Genomic DNA, 23,629 nt, shown 5'->3' with positions numbered 1-23,629 from the left:
TGCACATGAGCGCTCGCTGACCGCGAGCGCTGTTTGCAGGCCGGCGTGCCCCTCTCTCCTGTGCGCCGGCCTGGTTTTCTTAGTCTCTAGGCATTCAGAGTATTCCGTCCATGTTCCCGATGACCTCCATCGCGGCTGCGCTTGCGCTGTTGATTTGTACGAGTGCCCTGGCTGCGCCTGCCTCGACCCCCGGCAGCCTGATTACCCAGGCCCAAGGCCTGCCCGCAGGGTTTACCGACCACTTTTTCGAGGTGCCGCTGGCCGTGCGCGTGGACCTCGACGAGCAACTGCTCGGCGAAGCGTTGATCGTGCTGTCGCGCGACGACCGCGTCACCCTGCTCGAATTCACCGACACCGGCGACAGCAAGGTCCCGGCCGCGACTCGCGACACCTGGCAAGCGGTGTTGGAAAAAGGTGTCGCGCTGGGCGCCTGCAACCAGTCCTGCCCGGAAAAAATGATCTCGGCGTTCTACAACCTCGAAAGCTCACAGCTGTCGATCCTCACGCAAGACGTCGAACGCAGTGCCGACATCCCGCGTTTCTACGAGCAGCCCGAAGGTGGCAGCCTGGGGTTGATCATCAACAACCAGCTCAACCTCAACGGTGGCCAAGAAGAAAGCCTGGGCGGGCGTTACGGCCTGCAGGCCAGTTCCAGCGTGGGTAATTGGAGCCAGGTGTTCAACCTGCAACTGGCGCGTCAGAGCGGTGATGACGAACCCATGCGCCACGCGATCCACGAGCTTTACACCCAGCGTGAAATGGAAGGGCAGTTCTTCCGCCTGGGCCACTTCACCCCCAATTCCGATGGCCTCACCCGCCAACTGCGCAGCTTCGGCGCCAGCCCCGACACGGCGCTGGGCGTGATGTACGGCAGTTCCGACAGCCTGGCCATCAACAACGCCAAGCCCAGCGTGTACCCGATCTACGTCACCGCCAACCGTCAGGCGGCGGTGGAGATCTACCGCAACGGCTTGCTGATCAACACCCAGGCGGTCGCCGCCGGCCTGCAAACCCTGGATACCCGGCCGTTGCCCGGCGGTATCTACGAGGTGGAAGTGCGCCTGATCGAAGACGGCCTCACCACCAGCACCACCCAGGAGTTGGTGTACAAGCCCAGCAACTGGCGCAATGCCGAAGACCGCTGGCGCTACAACCTGTTCGCCGGGCGCGAGACCAAGCTGCTCAGCAACTGGGATGAACAAGCCTCGGGCGCGATGACCGCCGGCGCGTCGATCAACTACCTGCTGCACCCGCGCGTGATCCTCGGCCTGTCGGCCCGCCAGGTGCGCGAACAACTGCAATACGGCGGTTCGGTCGACTGGACCGTGGCCAACAACACCAGCCTCTACGCCAACCTGTATCAAACCCGGGAACACGGCACCGGCCTGGACCTGCAAGGGCTCTATACCTTTGGCGCGACCAACCTGGTGTTCAGCCACAACCGCAGTTGGCTCGACACCCGCGACACCTACGAAACCCTGCCCGACGGCACCCGTCTGCGGCGCAACACCTTTGTCGGCGAGACGAGCAATACCGCGTTGTCGGTCAACCACCGTTTCGACGCCAAAAACAGCGCGAACATGCGCCTGTCCCACAGCGAGGGCAATATCGAAGGCGCCGGCATCGACCTGGGCTGGAGCCGTCACGACACGTTCCTGGGCAGCGATGCCAACTGGCGTTTCTCGGTGTTCGACCGGCCCGGCACTACCGGTACCAGCGACAAGCGTAATCGCGGGGTCGATGTGTCGCTCAGCGTGAACCTGGGCAGCGACGGCCGGCAGATTTCCGGCAGCCTCGGCAGCCGCACCGCCCGTGACGGCGGGCGCGACAACAACGCCTCGGTCACGTACCGCCAGGACCTCACCGACCACGTGCTGCAAAGCGTCTCGGCCACCGCGATCACCGACACCTACGGCGTCGGCCTGTCGGGCACGGCCAGCTTCAATACCAGTGCGGTCAGCGGCGACGGCTTCCTGCAGCGCAGTTCCTACAACGGCGAACTCACCGGTGGCTTGAACCTCAACAGCACCTTCGTCGCCGGTGCCGGCCAGATGCTGCTCAGCAGCCAGTACCAGGGCAACGGCGCGGGCATGATCATCGACCTTGAAACCGACCTCGACGACATCGCCCTGCGCGCCGACGACCTGGGCGGCGGCAGCACCCTGCTGCGGCCGGGGCGCAACTACGTGCCGGTGTCGGCCTACAAGAGCAGCAGCGTCAGTTTCGACTTCGAAGGCAACTACCCGCCGGCGGCCAACATCCAGCCGACGCGCTCCAGCTATCACCTGAACAAGGGGGGCGTGGACTACCGCAAGATCTCGGTGATGAAGACCGTCACCGTGCTCGGGCGCTTGCTCGACGAACGTGGCGCGCCGCTCAAGGGCCATCACGTGATCAACCACGCCAGCCGTGGGGTCAGCGAAGTGGACGGGTTCTTCTCGATGGAAATGAGCGCCAGCTCGCCGACCCTGCAAGTGCGTTACCAAAACCAGTTGCTCTGCCAGTTCCGCCTCGACCCGAGCAACGCGCCGAATGAAAACGACGTGTTGATGATCGGTGACCTGCGCTGCACGCCGGACACCCTGGCGGAAACTTCCATCAAATTTGAGGCGGCGGGTTAATTCATGAGCAATCAGGGCACACGGACAATCAGAGGCCTGTTTCTGTCTGCGGGTTTGCTGGGTAGCTTGATATGGGCAAACCCGGTTTCAGCATTTGTGCAGGAAATAACTGCCATGTTCAGGCCAGACCCCTCAAACCCGAATCAGGACCGATTTACCAATACCACGCCAGTAACGGGTTTCTGTGCGACTTACCCGGGCTATTGCTCCAACGTCTTCAGTATTCGATTGCCGATCACTGCCGTGTCCAGCGGCGCGCTGCCGGCAAAGCCGAGCGACCCGCGGCAAAGCGCACTGTGGAAGGTTCCCGCGCAATGGCGCCAACTGAGGGTGATTGATTCAAGTGGTGAGGAAGCGACTGTAGAAGTACGTATTAATGCGATCGGCTCCAAGTATGTGCTTGATCGCAGCGCCGCCGAGCTTGTAGGGGGCGGAGTTTCTGCGCTGCAAGCGCATGGGATGTTATGGGGCGGGAACTGGTTGTACCCGCCGAGCCCCTGCAAGGGGATAGGCTTGGCAGCCTATGGGCCTCACTATTTCAGCTTTGTCTGGAGGACGCCCGAGGAGGCTAACTGCGTCAAGCTGGCTCAATACGAGATCCCGAACATGGCCTATGGGTATTTGGAGATCGGCTATGAGTTACGCACCCCGAATCCATTGGCGATGTCAGCCGGGACCTACACCGGTGTATTGAACTACGGCATCGGCCCCAATCAGGACTTCGATTTAGGCGACGTGATGCTGCCGAGCGATTCTGCGCTCACCTTGAACTTCACCCTGACGGTGGAGCACATCCTCAAGGTCGAGTTACCGCCCGGCGGCAACCGTGTCGAATTGCTGCCCGAAGGCGGTTGGCAAGCCTGGCTCAATCGCGGGCGACAGCCCGCAAGGTTGTTTCGCGATCAAACCTTCCGCATCGCGGCCAGCGGGCGCTTCAAGATGAACCTCGAATGCAGCCTGGCCATCGGCAACACCTGCGGCCTGCGCAATGGCGCGGGTGACGAGGTGCCGTTGAAGGTGGCCGTGAGCCTGCCATTCGGCTTGAACGACCAGTACGGGCAAACCGTGAACAAGCTGCCGCTGCGCCTCGACGGCGTGGGCACCGAGCTGTTCCAGGCCGTGCACTACGTGAACAACCGGCCCGGCACCCTGCATTTTGAAGTCGAAAAAGAACAGGTGGGCGACATGCTCAAGCAGCCCGGCACCACCTACTCGGGGGTGGTCACGGTGGTCTGGGACTCGGAAGTTTAAGCGGGCCATCCGCAACGGCCCGCCGGCACTTTGGCGTGGCGGGCCGCGTTCAATCAATGAGGCGTAAGCAAACATGAAACAGGCAGTGTTAGGGATCGGGTTGGTATTGGCGTCGCTGACGGCACAGGCGGGGCCGGCGATCAACGTGGGCGTGGTGTACGACTACCTGGAAGGCGATCGTAGTTCCTACCTCAAGCGGGTTTACAACGGCGGCACCAGCACCGCGTTTATCAAGGTCAATGTGCTGGAAATTGTCTATAACGCCGACGGCACCTCCAAGGAAGTGCCGGTCGCCTCGATGACCGACGCCAAGGGCAGCGCCACCAACCGCGACGGCCTGATGGCCAGCCCGGCGCGGCTGATCGTGCCGGCCGGCGGGCGCCAGGGCACGCGCTTGCTGTACATGGGCCAGCGCGACAAGGAGCGTTATTTCCGCGTGCGGTTCATCCCCGTGGTCCCGGAAAAGGAAGACGACTTCGCCGTGACCGAGGCAGAGCGCAGCGACTACAAAAAAGGCCTGGCGGCCGGGGTCAACGTACTGGCCGGCTATGGCACGGTGTTTTTCGTGCGGCCCAAAGACACGCGTTTCGACACGCAAATCAACGAGACCGCCACCCAGTACAGCCTGCGCAACGCCGGCAACAGCGTGGTGGTGCTCGACGAGTTCCGCGACTGTTCGGTGGCCAACAAAGCCGAGTGTGAGCCCACCACCAAGCACCACATCCTGCCCGGTCGCCAGTTGGTGTTCGAGAAGAAACCCGAGCGCCAGTTCAGCTTCCAGATGGTTGAAGGCCGGGACAAAAAACCGATGACCGTCAACAGCAACGGGTGATGACAATGTTCAAGCAAGTAACGGTAGTGGCTGCGCTGATGGCCCCGGTTTTGTGGGGTGGTCAGGCGCAGGCGTTTCAGGAACGCCAGAGTTTCGATGTGTCGGTGACCATTCCGATCCACGAAGCCTACGTGCTGCCCTCCGAGCCGGACTGGATGGGCCGCGACCAGGTATTGGCCTGGGACCTGGTGACGTCGCGCCTGAGTCACCTGCGTAAGAACTTCGATGTGAAAAACCTCAACGGCGGCGTCGCCGCGCGGTTGGGCGACACCCCGTACCTGCTGAGCGGCCAGAACCGGATTGACCTTCAGGTGCTGTTCAACCGTGTGCCCCTGACCCTGGATTCGACCGAAGTGATCAACGCCGATGAGGCCAGGGCTGGCCGTCGCGCCGAGCTGGAGATCGCCGCCATCGAACCGCAGACCGGTTACAAGGGCGGCGATTACTACGGCACGGTGCATATCGTGTTTGATTTTCTGGCGCCTTGAGACCGGTGCCTTTCAGTTAAGGGCGTTGCAGGACTGAGCGCCCTCCTCAACACCCCCGAGCGCGGCTCTGCGGGGTCGTCGTTGGTTACTTTCTCGAGTAGCGTGTGTTCAGAAGTGGAAGTATGAAAATGAAAACTCGATTCATGAGCACTACGTGGCGAGCGCTGGTATTGGGCTTGCCGTTGTGCTTTGTCGCACACCTTACCCAGGCTGCCACGCAAGACATTACGGCAGAGTTCCGTCCCAACCCGTTCGACCCGATGAAAAACAAGTTCATCAACACCACCCCGCAAAGTGGAGTGTGCCCTGGGCACATGCCGGCAAGGTGCGAGGCACTCGGGATTTTCAGCATCCGCACCACGGCGGTCACGTTCATGGCCAACGGCCCGATACAGGCCAATCACACAGACCCTCGCCAGGGTTTGATGTTCAAGGTTCCGTCCGATTGGCGCAGTCTGGATGTGGTGTCATCGACGGGAGAGCGAAGCGTCGTTGAGGTACGTATTTCCGGGATTGGCAGTCGCTTCAATACGACCAATCCACCAGGTGTACATGCATGGAGTCCACTGCCCGCTAACTGGACTTCCCCACCAGCCCCGTGCCAATACACGGGAATGTGGGCGGCGGGGACAACGTTAAGGCTGTGGTTCTGGATTGTGCCGGAAGGCGCCGGAACGTGCGCCATGCCGACGCCGTTTGACGTTCCCTCGTCTAATTTCAGCATGCTTGAGTATGCCTATGAGTTGAGAACGCCTAACCCGTTAGCCATGGAGGCGGGGCAGTACACAGGGACTATTTCTTACGGCATAGGGCCTGGCAAGGATTTCGATTTCGGTGACATTTACATTCCCAATGACGAGGTACTCACCTTTAACTTCAATCTAACGGTAGAGCACATTCTCAAGATTGATCTTCCACCTGGGGGCAATCGTGTTGAACTGCTGCCCGAAGGCGGCTGGCAGGCCTGGCTCAATCGCGGGCGACAGCCCGCAAGGTTGTTTCGCGATCAAACCTTCCGCATCGCCGCCAGCTCGCGCTTCAAGATGACCCTCGAATGCAGCCTGGTCATCGGCAACACCTGCGGCCTGCGCAATGGCGCAGGCGACGAGGTGCCGTTGCAGGTCGCCGTGAGCCTGCCATTCGGTCTGAACGACCAGTACGGGCAAACCGTGAACAAGCTGCCGCTGCGCCTCGACGGCGTGGGCACCGAGCTATTCCAGGCCTTGCACTACGTGAACAACCGCCCCGGTACCCTGCACTTTGAGGTCCAGAAGGAGCACGTGACCGAGATGCTCAAGCAGCCCGGCACCACTTATTCGGGGGTGGTCACGGTGGTCTGGGACTCGGAGGTTTGAGGCAGGCCTGGCGTTGCCTCGGCCCGGTTCAGCAGCAAATGCGTCTGCTCACGCAACCACTGCTTGCGCAGATCCCCCAGGCTGTTGAGCACCTGGCTGTATAACGCGTCGGGCATCGGCTCGCCGGTCAGCACCTGTGCCTGGCTCAGGTTCAACTGTTCGGCGAGATTTTTCAGGGTGTCGCGCCGGGTGTCGTCAGGTTCCAGCGCGTAGGCCTGCTGCTCGCTCTGCAAGTGGTCCAGGCGCTCGAACTGCTCGTCGATGTGCTGCTCATGCTGCGCGTATTCGGTGGGGTACTGTTCGCGCAAAAACTGCTCCCAATACGGCTCAAGCAGCATTTGGTCCACCAGCCCGTCACCTTCGCTCAATGCCTGTACGGCGTTGTAGGCCCGCTCGATGTCTGCGTCGCTGACTTCGGAGGTGCGGCGGTACAGCATGTGCTCGTTGATCCAGGGCAAATCCAGCCGTCTGGCCAGGCGGGTCTGGTAGGCCAGGTGCACCTCGACTTCATCCACCGTGCCCGGCTCACTATCGACCCGTTGCGAGGTCAGCAACAGGCCCAGGCCGCCTTGCTCCACCGGCTTGAGGCGATGTGCGATATCGGCGCGGGCCACGTGGTTGACGAACTTGAGCCGCGCCGCGCCCCTGGCCAGGTGGACCAGGCGTTCTTCGCGTTCGGCGCTGGTACGGCTGAAGCCGTTGGCGTTGCTGACCAGCACCTCAACCCCCATGTTGCTGAAAATCTGCTGCCCTGCGTCCGGGCACAGACCGGGGAAGCTGGACATCATGAACAGCTTTTCGCGCAGTTCAGTGTCGCTTGCCATCGCCAACAGCATGGTCCTGACCCGTGAGCGCAACAGGCCAAGGGTGCGCTGGTAGCGGGCTTCGTCGGTGGGGTCTTCGAAAAAATCCGGCGGTTCCAGCGCCTTGATCACTTCGAAAAAGCCTTGGGAGCCTTTTTCATGTTCCAGGTCGTCCCACACCGTGCGGTAGAGCTTGCGCGCGTTTTCACCCAGGCTTTCCAGCCAGAATTGGTGGTCGCCCTGTGGTTCATAGGTGCGCTGGGGGTCTAGCCCGAACGATTCACGGTAGCTGTCGAACAGGTCCTGGAAGTCTGGGCGCAGGCGCGGTCGGTCCAGGCGGGTGAGGGCGACCACCGCCGCCTCTGCCGAGCCCGGCGTGACCTCGGGCACGCTGGTGATGGGGTTGCCTTGCAAGTGCAGGGTGAACCCGCCGTTACGCGACTGGGCAAACAGGCCAACCGGCCATTCACTGATGCCGGTAAAGCCCAGCTCAAGCAGGTTCAAGTCCGGCATGAGGCTGATATCCGGCGTGGCGCCCAAGGGGTTGCTGGCCAGGTTGAGCCGGCGCAGGCGCGAGAGCGGGCGCAACCGCCCCACGGCGTCGGCGTCCAGGGCGATCTGGTTGCCGCTCAGGTCCAACTCGCGCAGTGAACGCATGTTCCCGATGGCCGCAGGCAGGCTGTGCAGCAGGTTGTCGCTCAGGTCCAGCACGCGCAGGTTGGGGAAGTGCAGCAGGAAGTCGGCGCGGTCGGAGGTGAAGTCACAGTCTTGCAGGTTCAGGTGCGTGACCCGCCGCAGCGGGTTGGGCAAGGTGGGCAGTGAGTCTGGCCGTTGCGCCGTCGACAGGTCCAGCGACGCGCCACCGCGCACGGGGCTGAATTCATCGTGCTTGCGGATGTAACCTTCGTGCCAGGCTTCCATCAGGCGATCGGCGAACAAGGCGCGGGTACGTCGGGCGATAGCTTCGCGGCGGCTGCCGGGGCGGAACTGGGTGGCGGCACGCACGTAGTCATCCAGCGCCTGGATAAGGGCTTTTTTCTCGGCTTCCAGGCCCTCCAGCACCTTGAGCCCCTCGGGGCTTTGCGAGGCCAGGGCAAATGGCTTCACGCCCTGTTCGGACATGCCGGGCAGTAAGGTGCGGATACGTTGCTCCACGCTGCCGGGCGAGGCGCCGCGCAAGGAGCTGCTCCCACCGCCGCGCAGCAACACTAGGGTTTCGCGCGCCGCGCGCATGCGAATCGGCGGTTCGGCGAGTACGTGACGCCGCTCTGCCGGGGGCGCGATGTGTTCCAGCACCCAGTCTCTGAGGTTGTCGCTGCCGGTGGCCGGTTTGGCGCTGGTCAAGGTGTGGTCCATTGCGCGGTAGAAGTCTGTTGCGCGGTGCAGGCGTTTACCGTCGGCGTCGAAGGTTGTGTAGCGTCCTTGGTCGTCGCGTACCAGCACCCGCACGTCGGGCGCATCGTGGGCGCCGACCTGGGCCCTGAGGTCGCCGAAAAAATCGCCGTCGCGCACTTCGATTTGCAGGCGCCCCAAGGCATCGCTATGGATGCGCAGGGTATTGAGGATCAGGCGCTCGGCCTCGGGTGACAGCGACCGGTCCTGGTGCAACTGTTCGAACAATCGGGTACTGGTCACTTCGAAATTGGCTTCCTGCACCTGGTTTTTCACCGCCAGCGGCAGGCGCTTGTCTTCACTCATTACCGTCAAATCGCTGCCTCGGGTATGCCTGACCAATTGCCGGGCGATACTCAGCGGCAGGTCGGGGTATTGGCTGCGTAGCAACTGGATCTGCGGGTCCGCTGAGGCTTCCTGCGGGTGATAGTGATGGCGGATCAGCGACTCGCTTTGCTGCTTGAGGTAATCGGCCAGCCGCTCGCGCAGGGCCTGTACCTGCTGGTCGGCGGGTAGGGTTTCACCGAGCAGTTTATTGGCCTGCAAGGGGTCGAGAAACGCCAGGACTTTCTCCGGTAAACGGCCCGACAACACCTCGCCGGTGCTCAGTTTCAACACATTGCTTCCGCTAGCGTGCGGGTTGCCGAACTCATGAGCCATGCCGCTGAGGTCGGCGCGCGGGTACACATGCAACGCCTTGCTTTTCGGCCAGCCCTTAAGCTCGGTGACCATCTGCTCGAACCAGTAGGCGCTCGGGTCTAGGGCCTGGCCGCCGCGCACCTTCTGGATGTCGCTATCGACCTGCCTGGCGCTGTTGAAGCGCTTCAAGGTGTCGGCCAACAGCGGCGGGGTCGGTTGGTTGTTGGCGTACAGGTGGCGCAAGGCATCGTGGTCAACGCCACTGATCAGGCGCACTTGCTCAAGCTGCGCGTCGCTCAACCCTTGCGTCTGCGGCCCCAGGCGGCGCATCAGTTGCGCGTCGCTCCAGTGCCGGGGCTGCTCGCCTTCCAGCACACAGGCGCCGTCGCCGTTGAGTCTGACCGCCGGGCGGTAGGCCTCGGGGCGCTGCGGATGCAGCAGGTGATGGGTGTCGGTGATCGGGTCCTGGCCGACTCGGTAGTGGTGTTCGTCGACTTTCACGACCTGTGGGCTGGTTGTGTCGGGCGGCGCTTTGAGGCGGTAGGCGCTCAGGTCCGGGTTCCACAGGCGGCTTTCACCGGTGTGCAGTTGCACCGGCTTGAGGCCTTCGACAAAGGGCGACAGCTTGAGCTTCGCGATCTCTGCGATCTTGCCGCCCCGGTGAAAAATCAGCCCCTGCACAATGTTTTGCGTCGCCGCCAGCAAGTGTTCCTGGGCCTCGATGCGCTGGCCTTGCGCCCAGTCGACAATGCCTTCGAAGACGTCATCGGCCAACTGATAAGCGGTGTAGGCCAGCATCAATTCCCCCAGCAGCGGCACGAAGGGCGTCAGCACCAGCAGGGCGGCGTTGGTGAGGTCGGTGACGATTTTTTCCAGGTTGTCCCACCACGCCCAGCGCGCCATGCGGTCGGCGTAGGCGGTGGAGATGGCCAGTTCGCGCGCGTCATTGACGACCTTGTCCAGCTTGACCCGGTACAGGTACTGCCACAGGTCATCGCGGGCCGGTGAGCTGGATCGGTTTTGCACATCCTCGCGCACCGCCTGCAACCGCCATTGCAGGTTGGGGCGGGCCACCGGTTGCGCCTGCCAGGTCGGGCCTTCGACGGGAGGCCTTGGCGTTCTGCGCCATTCGAACAGGCGCTGCTTGAGGGTGTAGAAAAACCGCCCGCGCTGGTCGTGGGCAATGAACTGGCTGATGAACCGCGCGTAGGCGCCGGGGAACGCCTCGGCGTTGGCCGGAGTGCCGAGCAAGCGTTGCGTGCAGTCCTGGTGAAACGCCGTGGGCGAGGCGTATTCCTTCAACGGCTGCTCGGGGTCGTTGGGCATGTAAACCAGCAGTCGCGTGAGGCCTTTGGGGTTGGGTGCGGCGATCACCAGCACGCCGGTGAGCCTGCAGCCGAGCAGGTCCAGGGTATGCAACTCCACGCTGCGGCCGTCCAGTTGCAGCAGCGGCGCGTCACTGAGCATGGCCTGGATCAGGTCATAGGCATCCCGGGCGATGTGTTGTTGCGCCAGGGCCATGTGGGCGGCGGCGTTGAGCGCGGCTTTTTGCTGGGCGACCACTTTGTGCCGCAACGACTCGGCCACCGTGACGTTGTCAAAGCCCAGCGCGGTGTTGAGGTGTTTCTGGTAACGCGCGCCGATATCCAGCGAGCGACAGAGCGCCTTGAAGGTCTCGGCGCTGAGTGCCTCACCTGTTGCGCTGTGGGTGAAGGTCAGCAGCCGGTGTTGCCCGCGCGCATCGGCCTTGGATAAAAACGCGAAGTCTTCGAAGGTTTCCGAGGCCGAGAAATTGTGCAAAGCGGCATCCAGCAGCGAGACGGTGCGGCTCTTTACGCCGTGCTTCACGTCGAGGGTCCACCACGGCAGATCGGCGGGGGCGTAGAGGCGGATCAAGGTCTGCGTCACGTCGATATCGCCATAGGGGAGCAGGGCCGTTTTGAGCCGCGGCTCGGCAAAGGCGCGCAGGTCGTTGAGCGCGGCGAGTTTCTGGTCGAGGGTGTTCTGGGTCGACCAATGTTCACCCAGGGCGGTTTTGAAGGCGTTGCGTAATTCAGGCGGCGGCGCTGCGTCGGCGGGGCTTGTGGCAGTGAGCGCGGTGAGGCGTGGCAAGGCGGTTTCGGCGAGCCAGGCGGGGATTTTCTGCCGGATGAAGGCGTGGTGTGTGCCGAGGTTTTCGGCCACGGGAGGTACGGGGGAAGCCATGATCGGATGATCCTTGAAGTGCAATGGGATCATCCGATTATCTGCATGACGCGTTGGAATAAAAGCGTGAAATCTGGGTGTAAAAAGCGCCGAACAGCGGCGTTTGCGCCGACTAATCAGGAGTGAAAAGTAGCTATTTACAGCCCGGCATTTTGCAGCGCTTCGCGTGTGAGGCGAATGCCCAGTTCCCGGTAGGGGCGCTGCACCTCTTCATACAATTTTTGCACGGTGGCATCCGACAAGGCGTGGTCGACCAGGATCGTGCTGTCGGCAATCTTCAGGCCCATGCGCTTGAACTCGTTAAGCCTGCGCACGATCTGGGTGCGCAACTGGGCCTTGCGCTCGGGCGTGGTCTCGGTGGCGGCCCATTCTTTTTGCTCGTCGAGCAAGTCCGCAAGTTCGCCGCCGGCGTCATCGCGTTCGCGTCGTCGCGCTGCGTATTGATCGGCATGCTTGTCTTCCAGGTGATCGCGCCAGAAGTCTTGATCAAGCACCCCCTTGACCGCCCCGTCATTGGCCGCGGCGCTGATCACCGATTGGTAGGCGGCATCCAGTTGGTCGCGGGTCACTTTGGCGGTGTTACGGTAGGCCATGTGTTCGGACAGCCAAGGCAGGTCCAGCCGCGTCTTCAGGCCCGTCTGGTAAGCGAGATACACCTGCACCTCGTCGACCTCCAGCGCGCCGCTGCCGAACCCCAGCCCCAGGCCACCCTGTGCCACGGGTTGGGTGCGCCGGATGATGTCTTGCTTGGCGAACTCATTGAGCTGCTTCAATCGCCAGGTCTGCCAGGCCAGTTCGACCAGCTTGTTGTCCCGCGTGGCCAGGCCTTGCTCGGTTGAATCCTGAAGGATATCGGCCAGTAGCGTTTCGATCCCCAGCTTGTTGAAGACCTGCGCACCCGCATCGGCACAATTGACGGGGGCACTGGCTTCGGCGAAGAACCGTTCGCGCAGTTGGGGGTCACGGTCGATGGCGACCAGCACGTCCCAGACCCGGTCTTTGAGGTCTTTGCGGCCTTTCTTGAACAGCTTTCGGTCTGCCTCGGTCTGCATGACTTGCGACGGCCGGAGCAGCTTGAGGATCTCAAAAAAGCCTTGAGAGCCGGGCTGGTTTTCCAGTGTGTTCCACAGCGCTCTGGCCTCGTCGAGCAGTTCTGGTTTCATCTCGTCCAGCCAATACTCGCTGTCTTCCGGGTCCCCCGCGGGCAGGGTGCGATAGGGGTCGATGCCGGAGGCGCGTCGGTAAGCGACGAAACGGGCTTCGTCGGCATTGGTCAGCGCGGCGCGGTCCAGCCAGCTATGAGCGATCACGTCTATCGCGGGTGAGCCTTCGGGCAGGACCGGTATCTGTTTGACGCCGGTGTTCAGAAGGTTCAGCTCCAGCGGGTGCGCGCGCGGCACTTCCATACCCAGCGGCCATTCGGTCACGCCTGTATTGCGCAGTACCAGTTGCTTGAGGTGAGGCAGGCTACGCAGATCGGGGGCCACCTTCAGGTCCGGGTGGTCCTGCAGGTTGAGGTACTCAAGGTTCCGGCATTCGTACAGTTGCGTGAAGTCCATGTGGCTCCAGGTAATCGGGTTGTGGCTCAGGTCGACGGTCACCAGATCGCGCAGGGTGGTCATTTGCGTGGGCACGCTGAAGAGTACGTTATTGCTCAGGTCCAGGCCGCGCAGGTTGGGAAAGTTGTCCAGAAACCCGACGTCGCCGGACATGAACCCGGTGCTCATCAGATTCAACACGGTGACGTGGTCGAAATTGGCCCGCATCCTCCCCAGGCTTCGGATATAGCGCCCCAACCATTTCTCGGACAAATCCAGTAGCCGTCCGCGCGGCATCAAGCCCTGGGCGGTGACACGGCCATCCGCGCGCGCCTCCCAGCACTCGACCAGGTCGTCGATGATGCGGTCGCGCATATAGGTTTCGTTCTCGGCCTGTTCGCTGTATTGCGCGGCCTGGGTGGGGCGCCGTTTCCAGCGCTTGAAGTCTTCCTGCAACTGGCGTTTTTCGGTTTCCAGGGCCTCCAGGATCTGGTCGCCGTTTTCCAGGGCGGCGAGTTCGTCGAGCAGGGTTTGCGCCGGTTCCGCACGCGGCCGCGGGAACAGTTTGGCGACGCGTTCTTGCGTGGTCGGCGGGGTGGCGGGGGTGAACAGCCGGCGGAAGGCGCCGAACATCGGTTTTTGCAGCAGTTTTTGCGTCACGCGTGGGTCGGGCTTGCGCAGGCTCGGGGCCTCCAGCGCGGTACGCCGCTCGGCCGGCGCCTGCAGCTGGTCTTTGAGCCACCGCTTGAACAACCTTCCCTGGCCGGGTACGTAGTCGACGCTGTCGGCGGGCAAGGCCCGCAGCAGCGCTTCGAACAGGTCATAGTGCGCGGCGGGTGTTTGCCCCCGCACCTGGTAGCGGCCGTCGTCTTTGCGCAACAACACGATTTGCGTGCCGGCATCCTGCGGCCCGGCCTGGGCGCGCAAGCGACCGGCGGGCGAGTGCTGGTAAAGGCTGATGTTCACATCGCCGAGGGTATCGCGATGGCGGCGCAGGATGTTCAGCACCATGCGCTCGGTGTCCGGCGTGATCAGCTCATCGTTGTAGAACCCTTCATAGGCATGGCTGGCGATGCTTTCGTTTTGCAGCTCAGTGGCCAGGTTGCTCACCCGCAAGGGGATGCGCTGCTCATCGCCCATCGCCTTCACTTCGTCGGGTGACACGCGCAGCATCAGGCGTTGTATCAACTCGGCCGGCAGTTGGGGGTAGCGCCTGCGCAGCAGTTGCGCAGGCGCGGTGTTAAGCACTTCATGGGTGCTGTAGAGGTGGTTGAAGATCGAGATGTGCTCGCTGGCCACTTTGGTCGCCAACAGGTCGCGCAGCGCTGCGGTGCGTGCCGCCGGGGTGTCGGGCAGGGGCGCGGGCAGCAGGGCTTGCAGTTCGGCCTCGGTTAGAAACCCCACGAGCCGTTCGGGCAGCACGCCGGCGTTGATGTCTTGATGGCTGATGTTGAGCGTGTGGGCCGCATCGCTCGCCGTGCCGTAGGTGATGTGATAACCGGTTAAATCGGGCTCGTAAAATACCTTGATGGCTTTATCCGACGGCCAGTTTTTCAGCTCGCTGCTCAATTGTGCCGACCAGTTGAACTCTTCCTGCGTGAGCCCGCCGTTGCGGATTTTCTGGGGCAATTGCTTGGCCTGGTCAAACATGTGCATGCGCGTGAGCGTATCGGCCAACAGCGGCGGGGTGGGCTTGAGTTCGACATACATCTGGCGCAGCGCGCTGTCGTCGGTGCCGCTGATGCTGCAGGCCTCTTCCACTTGCCGGGCGTCCAGCGCCTGGGTGCCGTGCCCGAGGCGGCCGCGCAGTTGCGCGTCGTCCCACGCCCAGGGGTCTTCACCCTCATGCACCCAGGCGCCGCTGCCGTTGGGTTCGATCAACGGCGAATAGGCGCCGCGCCGGGTCGCATGCTGGATACGGTGGGTGTTGCTCTGCGCATCGTGTTCGAGCACCAGGTGCCGCTCTTCCAGGCGCACGACTGTTTGCCCTTGATGTGCATGCAGGCCCAGCGCATCGGGCCGGCTGCCCTCGGGCAGGTGCAGGTCATTGCGTACATAAGGCGCCAGGTCCGGGTTCCACAAGCGCGTTTGGCCATTCACTTGTACCGCTTTGAGGCTGTTAACAAAGGCAGAAGGTTTGAACAACACCTCCTTGGCCAGCACCCCGCCGGTGCCCATCAGCGCGAGCTGCAAGACGTCGGTGACCACACTGATCACGTGCTGCGCCGCTTCACCGGCCTGGCCTTCGCTGAGATCGACGATGCCTTCGAGCACATCGTCGGTCAGTTGATACAGGGTGTAGGCCAGCATCAACTCGCCCAGCCCCGGCACGAACGGGGTGACCACCAGCAGCGCCACGTTGAACAGGTCCGACGCGATCTTCAGCACGTTGTCCCACCAACTGCGGCGCTCCTGGCTGTCGGCCTGGGCGGTGGACACGGCAAGGCTGCGCCCATCATTGAGGATTTTGTTGAAGCTGGCCTGATACAGATGCGGCCACAGCGCGCCTTTTATCTTCGTTGCCTCGAATTTCAGGAATGGCTTGTCGACCGGGTCCTCACACCACGCGGGGGCCGGGTCCAGGGGGCTGCGCTCATGCCATTGCACCCTTTACAGGTGCTCGGTCAGCGTGGCGAAGAACAGACCGCGCCGCGCGTGCGGCACGAACTGGCTGAAAAACTGTTGGTAGGTGTGTTGTGGCAAGTGTTTGCTGGAAGGCAGCGGCGCGTTCAGTTGCAAGCGGCGCGACAAGTCCATCACGAACTCGCTGCTGGAGGCGTACTGCTTGAGCGGGCTGGCCGGGTCGTTGGGGATATACGCGATGACCTTCGCCACGCTGGCCGCGCGGTCCAGGTCGGTAGAGATCAACAGGATCCCGGTCAGCGGAGTGTCGAGCATGCTCAGTTGATAGAACGTGGCGCGTTGCTCCGTGCCGTCGAGTACCCCCATCACCACCGCATAGGCTGATGCTTGCAGGTCGTTGTTCATCAACGCCATCTGCGCGGCGGCCTTGAGCGTGGCCTTCTGGCTGGCGGTGACCAGCCCTTGCAGGTAACCCTGGGCCACCGGCTCATCGGGCAACAGGAATTGCTTGAGATGCTGTTGATAGCGCGCACCCAGGTCCAGCTCGCGGCACAGGGTCTTGAACTGCTCAAGGCTCATTGTGCGTTCGTGGTGCAGGATGCTGAAGTGGCCCCGATAGTCTGGGCGGGTGATGTAGCAGGAGTACCGTTCGAAGGTTTCGTGGCCGGCAAAATTATGCAGCGCCGCGTCCAGTAGCGACACGTCTCGGGAGGTCACGCCATTGGACAGTTCCAGGGCGTACCAGGGCAGTTTTTTCGGTGTGTAAATGCGCAGGTAAGTAGTTTTGACGTCCAGGTCCAGCGCGTATTGGTCTTTGATGGCGCGCTTGAGCAACGGCTCGGCGAAGGCATACACGTCCTGCACCGGGCGCAGTTTTGTATCCAAGGTATTTTGCGCGGCCCAGGCCTGGCCGTTGAGGGCCTTCAAAGTGGCATGCTGCTGCGCGGTGGCGGTGGCGTACCAGGTGGGCCGTTGCAGCACCAACTCGCTGAGTGGGTGAAGGCGTTCCAGGTCGGCGTTTTTCAGCCAGTCGGGCGCGGTGTTGTTGATCAGTGCGTAATGCGGGCCTTTGTCGCTTTGGGCCACGCGCTGGGTGCGGGGAAGTTCGGGCATGGGGCGGGTTTTCCGGTGGGGTTAAATCATCAGCCTATCCCTCGAAAAATGGATAAAAGTGCAAATAATTGGCGCACTCATCGGTTATTGAACCGCGCAGCGCAGAGGCCCGGCGGGTTGCAGATACGGCATCAGCAGCGGGGCCATACCCTTGAGCACTTGCACCGGCAATGCGGAGGTAAATTTGAAGTTCTGCGCGGTGCTGCCCGGTACGAACGCGGTCAGCGTGCCGAAGTGGTGGTCGCCGATGTAGAACACAAAGGTGGCGGTGCGGTTGATCGACTTGGAGCTGAGAATCCGCCCGCCCGCGCCGATCGCTTCGATGCGGTTGTCGCCGGTGCCGGTCTTGCCGCCCATGGCCAGCGGCGTGCCGTCGTCCAGTTTGAAGCTGCCGGCCACGCGTTTGGCGGTACCGGCGTCGACCACTTGGGACAACGCCCCGCGCAGGGCCGTCGCGACTTCAGACGGCATCACCCGGCGCGCCCGGTTGGGGTCGTTGATCAAGCGCACCTCGTAGGGCGTGCCGGCGGCAAAGTGCAGGCTGTCGATACGCAGCACCGGGATGCGCACGCCGTCGTTAAGGATGATGCCCATCAACTCGGCCAGCGCGGCGGGGCGGTCGCCGGAGCTGCCGATGGCGGTGGCCAGCGACGGCACCAGATGGTCGAAGGGGTAACCGACGGCCTTCCAGCGTTGGTGGATATCCAGGAACGCTTCGACTTCCAGCATGGTGCGGATACGGCTGTCGCGGGCGCTTTGATGGCGGCTCTTGAACAGCCAGCTGTAGACTTCCTGGCGCTCGAACTGGCTGGCTTTGACGATCTCGCTGAACGTCGCGTCGGGGTGATTGATCAGGTAGCCCAGCAGCCACAGGTCCAGCGGGTGCACCTTGGCGATGTAGCCTTGGTCGGGCAGGTCGTAGGCGCCGGGGCCGTAACTGTCATAGAGCGCGTCGAGGCGCTTGTCGGTCAGCGGCTGTTGGTTTTTCGCGCCGGCCAGGCGCGAGCGGACGAAGCGGTTGAAGCTCTCGCGGCTGGCCTCGGGCAGCAAATAGCGGTGCACCGCCGCCAGGCGAATGGCCGTGGGGTGCAGGCCGTCGAGGAACGTTTCGAGGCGCGCCTGGGTGTCTTTTTTCTGGTACTTCTTCCAGAACTTGAGCAAAAACGTGGTGCCCTCGCGGTCGGCGAATTGCGCCAGGTATTCCTGGCGGCGCGGTTCGCTGTCGTCCTTGAGCAACTGCGCACTGTTGTTGGCGCTGGTGTAGGTGCTGTAGCGCACCAGGTCACGCATCAGGCGGATGAACGGCAAGTTGATCGATTCGCGCAAGGCGTCGCGCAGGGTCGGGTTGCGGCCGTTGTCTTCGTTGCGAAAGTTGTGGAAACGGTGCAGGCCGCCGCCGGTGAAAAACGCCTCGCCGGGGCTGGCCGAATAGGTGCGGTTGAGCGCCGCGTCGAGCATGTCGGCCAACGGCTTGCCGGGGTTTTGCCGCAGGTAATCCAGGGCCCAGCGGCTGATGTTGTCGTGTTCGGCGACCTCGATTTTTTTCAGCGCGGCGGGTGTCGAGGCCGCGTAGCGATCATGCAGTTGCGCGACGATCTGCAGGTAAGTGGTGAGCACCCGCAGTTTGGCGGTAGAGCCCAGTTCCAGTTTGCTGCCTTCGTTGATGTCGAAGGGTTGGTCGGTGTTGTCGGTTTGCACCCGCACGCGGGCGCCATCGGCGGTGCGTTCGAACAGCGTAAAGCTGTAGCGCACTTGGGGCGTGCTGGCCGGGGTGAGCAGGCGCTCGCCCAGCAGGCCGACCTCAGCGGCGTAGACGGGGTCGGCGAGGTGTTTGAGGTACGCCGTGACCTGTTCCTGCAACTGGCCCTGCAAGGTGCTGGTGGCCGACAAATCAAGGCGGTCCAGGTCGTACAGCGGGCGGTCAAGCAAAGCCGCCAACCGGCTGCGGGCAGCGCTGATGCCTTTGTTGGTGTCGATCATCTGCAGGGTCGGCTGTTGTTGCCAATCGCGGTAGCGCACCTTGCTCGCCAGTGCCGCCGTCAACAATGCCGGTTCCAGCACGCCGTTCTGGGCCAGCAGGCGCAAGTGGCTGTCGGTCAGTTGCGCCAGGTCGTCGCGACCCTTGGTCAGGTAATAGGAGGGCCTGCGCTGGGCGATCATCAACGACAGCACTTGGCGCAGGGCCAGGCCGCGTTGCGCCAGGCTGGGTGCGTCTTGCGCGCGGCTGCTCAAGGCCTGGTTGACCTGCACGAAGTCGGCGCCGTACCACACGCGCAAGCCTTCGGCCATGCCGTGCACCTCGCCGTGGCCGGGCACCGCCGACAACGGCACGCTGTTGAGGTAGTCACGCACGATGGCTTGCCGGGCGTGCACGGTGTCGGGGCCGTTGGCGTAGGCGCGCACGCTGGCGGAGAGCATCTGGCGGATCTTTTCGCCGCCGCTTTGGGTCAGGCCGTCGGGTGAGTGGCGGTATTTTTCCAATTGGGTCGCCAGGGTACTGCCGCCCGCGCTCTGGCCGGGCAGGTTCAGCACCCGCGCCACTTGCGACCACGCCGCCATGCCGAAACGCGGCCAGTCGACCGCCGGGTTGGCCTGGGGGCGCGCAGGGTCGAGCAGGTCGCGGTTCTCGATAAACAGCAAACTGTTGACCACCAGCGGCGGGATGGCGGCGAAGTCGTTATAAAGCTGCTGCGGGTAGTTGAAGTGGTACAGCGGTGCGGCGCGGCAATCGGTGATCGACAGGCCCGCCTGGATTTTTTCCGCATAGGGCACGAACAGGCCGTGGCGCGTGTAATCGAGCAAGGCAGCGGAGAAGCGCGCCTGCTCGACGATCACATAATCGCGCTTGATCAACCGCGGCAGCAATTGCGGCAGGTCGCTGTAGCCCAGGCGTTTGTCAAAAGGGCCGGCGCCGGGGTACACCTGGGCGTCGCTGGCGCCTGGGGCGAGGCGATAGTCGAGGTCGGCGGCCCACCGGCTGAGCTGGCGGGCCTGCCAGCGGGAGGTGCCCATTTCGCGGGAAAGGGCATAGCCCAGGGCGGCGAGGACCATCAGCACGATCAGCCAGAACAGCCGCCGCCCGTAACGGCGCGGGGGCGTTTTTTGCGGCAGATAATCCGGGCCGACGTCAAGAATCGCAGCCTTGCTCGAATCGGTGTGCCGCAGAGCGCCCATAGTCGATTGATCCCTTCAAGCAGATTGATCGGACTTGTCTGAAGCTTAGTCGCAGATTGGCGCCGCTCAGGAATTTTTGTCGGCGCCGGCGCCACGCAAGGCTGCCGGAATCGCCCGTGCCAGAGCGCTTACGACCAAGGCAGGGGAATGACCGTGCACCAAGGCTGTGCAATACTCGCCGGCGTTTTGGCTCACAAAGCCGCAGCGTCGGCGTGAAGTGACGGCTGATCGGCCAATGCTCCGCCACTCATCTCCAATAACAAGACGAGGTTGTAACCTTATGCCCGTAGGCAATCACCTGCCCCACGGCGAGACCGCTCAAGGCGGCCCGCTCAAACGCGAACTCGGCGAACGGCATATTCGCTTGATGGCGCTCGGTGCCTGTATCGGCGTCGGTCTGTTTTTAGGTTCGGCCAAGGCCATCGAAATGGCCGGCCCGGCGATCATGCTTTCCTACATCATTGGCGGCCTGGCGATTCTGGTGATCATGCGCGCCCTCGGTGAGATGGCCGTACACAACCCGGTGGCCGGCTCGTTCAGCCGCTACGCCCAGGACTATCTCGGCCCGTTGGCGGGTTTTCTCGCCGGCTGGAACTACTGGTTCCTGTGGCTGGTAACGTGCGTCGCCGAGATCACCGCCGTGGCCGTGTATATGGGCGTGTGGTTCCCCGATGTGCCGCGCTGGATCTGGGCGCTGGCCGCCCTGGTGAGCATGGGCACCATCAACCTGATCGCGGTAAAGGCCTTCGGTGAATTCGAATTCTGGTTCGCCCTGATCAAGATCGTCACGATCATCGCCATGGTCATCGGCGGCGTCGGCATCATCGCTTTCGGTTTCGGCAACGATGGCGTGGCGTTGGGCGTCTCCAACCTGTGGGCCCATGGCGGCTTTATGCCCAATGGCGTGACCGGTGTGTTGATGTCGTTGCAAATGGTGATGTTCGCGTACCTGGGCGTGGAGATGATCGGCCTCACCGCCGGCGAAGCGCGCAACCCGCAAAAGACCATACCGAATGCCATCGGCTCGGTGTTCTGGCGCATCCTGTTGTTCTATGTCGGCGCGTTGTTCGTGATCCTGTCGATCTACCCGTGGAATGAAATCGGCACCCAGGGCAGCCCCTTCGTGATGACCTTCGAGCGCCTGGGCATCAAGACGGCGGCGGGAATCATCAACTTCGTGGTGATCACGGCGGCGTTGTCGTCCTGCAACGGCGGCATTTTCAGTACCGGGCGCATGCTCTACAGCCTGGCGCAAAACGGCCAGGCGCCGGCGACGTTCGCCACCACCTCCCGCAACGGCGTACCGCGCCGGGCGCTGCTGCTGTCGATTTTTGCCTTGCTGCTGGGCGTGTTGCTCAACTACCTGGTGCCCGAAAAAGTCTTTGTGTGGGTAACCTCGATTGCCACCTTCGGCGCGATCTGGACCTGGGTGATGATCCTGCTGGCGCAACTCAAATTCCGCCGGAGCCTCAGCCCGGCCGAACAAAAGGCCCTGAAATACCGCATGTGGCTCTACCCCGTCAGCTCGTACCTGGCCCTGGCCTTCCTGGTGCTGGTGGTGGGCTTGATGGCGTACTTCCCGGACACGCGCGTGGCGTTGTACATCGGCCCCGCGTTCCTGGTGCTGCTGACCGTGTTGTTCTACGTGTTCAAGTTGCAGCCGACCCAAACGGCGGCACGCTCAGAGGCCTGACCGCCCAATGCCTAACAAAAAGCCCCTGGATCGGGGCTTTTTGTTTTTTTTGCAGGTGGGTTTTTGGGCTTGAATGCCGGCCTTTCGTCGGTACCTGCCTATCTGTAACTGAATTAAGACTAAAATCGGTCGCACTGCCAGGCGAGGGCCAACCCATGAAGTTTTCATCTCAGATAAAACCGATCAGCTATTTGAAAAGCCACACGGCTGAAATCGTTAAAACGCTCACGGAAAGCCGCGAACCACTGGTTATCACCCAAAACGGTGAAGCCAAGCTGGTGGTAATGGATGTAAAAAGTTTCGAAGAACAGGCAGAAACCATGGCCTTGTTGAAGCTGCTGGCCTTGGGTAATCGACAGATTGAACACCAGCAGTTTCAGGACCTGGAGGACGTGTTCGCGGAACTGGACAAGGATGATGGTCAATGACGTTCAGAGTCGTGATGTTGCATTCGGCCAAAAGCGACCTGAAAGACATTAAGTCCTACCTGATCGGTCAGTTTTCGACATCGACCTGGCAACACACCTATGAGTCGTTGAAGCAGGCCCTGCGCTGTCTCGAAACGCTGCCTTATGCGGGCCCGGTACCTGAAGAGATTGAGAGGTTGAATCTCATCCAGTATCGGCAGGTGGTCAGCGGGATGAACCGGATCATCTACGAAATTCGCGACAATACGGTCTACATCCACATCATTGGCGACACCCGAAAAAACCTGCAGGCGCTGCTGTTGAAACGACTCATGAAGTAAAAAGAGGCCTAGGCACTCTGAGGGTGTTGGCTCAACCGCTTGTTCAGCTCCAGCCAGGCCGCCAGCAGCGCCATCAAGCCGGCGCCCACCAGCGCCGTGAAAAGCTGCATGACGAAGGCATCACCGGCCAGCGCGTTGACCATGTCCGCCAACGGCGCCAGCAGCACGCCCAGGCAAAACACCTCCAGGGAAAAACGCCCCATGCGGCAGGTTTGCCGGGCCAGCCAATGCTCTGTCCAGGCGCGGCCCGGCAGCAGTTTGGCGGTGACATAGGCCAGTGCCAAAAAGTGCAGCAAGCGCACCGGCGACAAGTCGGTCTTGCTGATCGGGTAGAGCAGGTTGCTGAGTGCGGGCGGCATCCACGCGTCGTGGACCTCGGGCCAACGCCAGGACAGGGTGATCACGCCTGCGGCAAGCACATAGGCGGCGGCCACGATGAACAGCGGTTGCCTGCACAGCCCACGGGGTTTCACCGGGCGCGGCCGGCCGGCATGTAGCGCCGCCGCGCCGCCGAGTACAAACAGCAACTGCCAGGTCACCGGGTTGAAGTACCACACACCGTCGGCAATCGCGCGCAGGTTCCAGCCCATCCAGGGCGCCAGTAAATACACGGTGGCCGACACGGCCACCACCGCCCCCGTGTAGCGCAGCATCAACGGCAGCACCAGCGACAGGCCGGCCAGCAGCACGATATACAGCGGTAGCGGGTCCATCAGGTTGGGTTTGAAGCGCAGCAACAACTCATCGGTCAGGGCTTGCTGCGGGTTGGTGATGAAGTGCGTCAAGCCCATCTCCTGGACCAGGTCGCGGGTTTCCACCTTGCTGTTGGCGAAGAACACGATGCCCATCAGGATCGCCAACAAAAAGATATGCACCACGTACAACACCCAGGTGCGCCGCAGGATCTTCAGGCCGGCCATCCAATAACCCTCGCGCTGCAAGACCTTGCCATAGGCCAGTACCGAGGCGTAGCCGGCGAGGAACACGAACACCTCCGCCGCATCGCTGAAGCCGATATTGCGCAGGGTAATCTGGCCGAGGGGGTTGTGGGGCACGTGATCCCAGAAAATGAAGATCAACGCCAGGCCGCGAAAAAAATCGATGCGCGGGTCGCGTCCGTTCAGCATGGCAGCGGGCTCTTGAACAAAGGGTTTAGTAAGGACCGAAAGGCGTCGCCGATGTCATACGCCGTGC

13 protein-coding genes are annotated in these 23,629 nt (G+C 62.4%); 8 read left to right on the top strand and 5 right to left on the bottom strand.

Annotated elements, in window-relative coordinates:
- The first annotated feature begins 110 nt into the window (after window positions 1-110).
- From AB4N98_RS07200 to AB4N98_RS07180, 5 genes are all read left to right on the top strand, one after another.
- Window positions 111-2,621 (top strand): CS1-pili formation C-terminal domain-containing protein, encoded by a 2,511-nt coding sequence (locus tag AB4N98_RS07200; protein WP_137219951.1) that lies wholly within the window; start codon window positions 111-113, stop codon window positions 2,619-2,621.
- 114 nt (window positions 2,622-2,735) lie between these two features.
- Entirely contained in the window at window positions 2,736-3,872 is a 1,137-nt protein-coding gene (locus AB4N98_RS07195; RefSeq protein ID WP_460149337.1) for a hypothetical protein, read from the top strand.
- Window positions 3,873-3,945: 73 nt separating this feature from the next.
- Complete coding sequence (locus tag AB4N98_RS07190; protein ID WP_017526303.1) at window positions 3,946-4,704, top strand: p pilus assembly chaperone; 759 nt, start codon at window positions 3,946-3,948, stop codon at window positions 4,702-4,704.
- Between the two features lie 5 nt (window positions 4,705-4,709).
- Window positions 4,710-5,192, top strand: a complete 483-nt coding sequence (locus AB4N98_RS07185; protein ID WP_017526304.1) for a CS1 type fimbrial major subunit — start codon at window positions 4,710-4,712, stop codon at window positions 5,190-5,192.
- 128 nt (window positions 5,193-5,320) lie between these two features.
- Window positions 5,321-6,547 carry a hypothetical protein gene (locus tag AB4N98_RS07180; protein ID WP_460149336.1) on the top strand — a complete coding sequence of 409 codons (1,227 nt, stop codon included), beginning with the start codon at window positions 5,321-5,323 and terminating at the stop codon, window positions 6,545-6,547.
- Here AB4N98_RS07180 and AB4N98_RS07175 read toward each other — a convergent pair.
- From AB4N98_RS07175 to AB4N98_RS07160, 4 genes are all read right to left on the bottom strand, one after another.
- Window positions 6,505-11,586 (bottom strand): NEL-type E3 ubiquitin ligase domain-containing protein, encoded by a 5,082-nt coding sequence (locus AB4N98_RS07175; RefSeq protein ID WP_460149335.1) that lies wholly within the window; start codon window positions 11,584-11,586, stop codon window positions 6,505-6,507. The genes AB4N98_RS07180 and AB4N98_RS07175 overlap by 43 nt on opposite strands.
- 137 nt (window positions 11,587-11,723) lie before the next feature.
- A complete protein-coding gene (locus tag AB4N98_RS07170; RefSeq protein WP_460149334.1) occupies window positions 11,724-15,731 on the bottom strand; it encodes an NEL-type E3 ubiquitin ligase domain-containing protein in 4,008 nt (1,335 codons plus the stop codon).
- A 3-nt stretch (window positions 15,732-15,734) separates the two neighbouring features.
- Window positions 15,735-16,820 (bottom strand): dermonecrotic toxin domain-containing protein, encoded by a 1,086-nt coding sequence (locus tag AB4N98_RS07165; protein WP_460149333.1) that lies wholly within the window; start codon window positions 16,818-16,820, stop codon window positions 15,735-15,737.
- An 84-nt stretch (window positions 16,821-16,904) separates the two neighbouring features.
- Window positions 16,905-19,994, bottom strand: a complete 3,090-nt coding sequence (locus AB4N98_RS07160; protein WP_135196512.1) for a transglycosylase domain-containing protein — start codon at window positions 19,992-19,994, stop codon at window positions 16,905-16,907.
- 280 nt (window positions 19,995-20,274) lie between these two features.
- Here AB4N98_RS07160 and AB4N98_RS07155 point away from each other — a divergent pair, with 280 nt between their 5' ends.
- From AB4N98_RS07155 to AB4N98_RS07145, 3 genes are all read left to right on the top strand, one after another.
- Complete coding sequence (locus AB4N98_RS07155; protein ID WP_460149332.1) at window positions 20,275-21,687, top strand: amino acid permease; 1,413 nt, start codon at window positions 20,275-20,277, stop codon at window positions 21,685-21,687.
- 155 nt (window positions 21,688-21,842) lie between these two features.
- The gene (locus AB4N98_RS07150) at window positions 21,843-22,115 is read left to right on the top strand and encodes a type II toxin-antitoxin system Phd/YefM family antitoxin (protein WP_017526310.1); all 273 of its coding nucleotides are present in this window, start codon (window positions 21,843-21,845) and stop codon (window positions 22,113-22,115) included.
- The gene (locus AB4N98_RS07145; protein WP_135196511.1) at window positions 22,112-22,435 is read left to right on the top strand and encodes a type II toxin-antitoxin system RelE/ParE family toxin; all 324 of its coding nucleotides are present in this window, start codon (window positions 22,112-22,114) and stop codon (window positions 22,433-22,435) included. Before AB4N98_RS07150 ends, AB4N98_RS07145 begins: the two co-directional genes overlap by 4 nt.
- Window positions 22,436-22,443: 8 nt before the next feature.
- On the opposite strand, the gene AB4N98_RS07140 is transcribed toward AB4N98_RS07145, so the two are convergent.
- Window positions 22,444-23,562 carry an OpgC family protein gene (locus AB4N98_RS07140; RefSeq protein ID WP_017526312.1) on the bottom strand — a complete coding sequence of 373 codons (1,119 nt, stop codon included), beginning with the start codon at window positions 23,560-23,562 and terminating at the stop codon, window positions 22,444-22,446.
- Window positions 23,563-23,629: the final 67 nt, after the last annotated feature.

It is taken from the genome of Pseudomonas sp. S3_E10 (assembly GCF_054667615.1).
Note: the sequence above shows the minus strand (reverse complement) of the source record. Positions and strands in the feature narration are given on the sequence as shown.

What these genes read in the sequence shown, in the direction of transcription:
- AB4N98_RS07180 (WP_460149336.1), top strand. Translation starts at nt 5,321, where the DNA reads ATGAAAACTCGATTCATGAGCACTACGTGGCGAGCGCTGGTATTGGGC.
- AB4N98_RS07140 (WP_017526312.1), bottom strand. Translation starts at nt 23,562, where the DNA reads ATGCTGAACGGACGCGACCCGCGCATCGATTTTTTTCGCGGCCTGGCG.
- AB4N98_RS07155 (WP_460149332.1), top strand. Translation starts at nt 20,275, where the DNA reads ATGCCCGTAGGCAATCACCTGCCCCACGGCGAGACCGCTCAAGGCGGC.
- AB4N98_RS07190 (WP_017526303.1), top strand. Translation starts at nt 3,946, where the DNA reads ATGAAACAGGCAGTGTTAGGGATCGGGTTGGTATTGGCGTCGCTGACG.
- AB4N98_RS07145 (WP_135196511.1), top strand. Translation starts at nt 22,112, where the DNA reads ATGACGTTCAGAGTCGTGATGTTGCATTCGGCCAAAAGCGACCTGAAA.
- AB4N98_RS07185 (WP_017526304.1), top strand. Translation starts at nt 4,710, where the DNA reads ATGTTCAAGCAAGTAACGGTAGTGGCTGCGCTGATGGCCCCGGTTTTG.
- AB4N98_RS07195 (WP_460149337.1), top strand. Translation starts at nt 2,736, where the DNA reads ATGTTCAGGCCAGACCCCTCAAACCCGAATCAGGACCGATTTACCAAT.
- AB4N98_RS07175 (WP_460149335.1), bottom strand. Translation starts at nt 11,586, where the DNA reads ATGGCTTCCCCCGTACCTCCCGTGGCCGAAAACCTCGGCACACACCAC.
- AB4N98_RS07165 (WP_460149333.1), bottom strand. Translation starts at nt 16,820, where the DNA reads ATGCCCGAACTTCCCCGCACCCAGCGCGTGGCCCAAAGCGACAAAGGC.
- AB4N98_RS07150 (WP_017526310.1), top strand. Translation starts at nt 21,843, where the DNA reads ATGAAGTTTTCATCTCAGATAAAACCGATCAGCTATTTGAAAAGCCAC.
- AB4N98_RS07160 (WP_135196512.1), bottom strand. Translation starts at nt 19,994, where the DNA reads ATGGGCGCTCTGCGGCACACCGATTCGAGCAAGGCTGCGATTCTTGAC.
- AB4N98_RS07200 (WP_137219951.1), top strand. Translation starts at nt 111, where the DNA reads ATGTTCCCGATGACCTCCATCGCGGCTGCGCTTGCGCTGTTGATTTGT.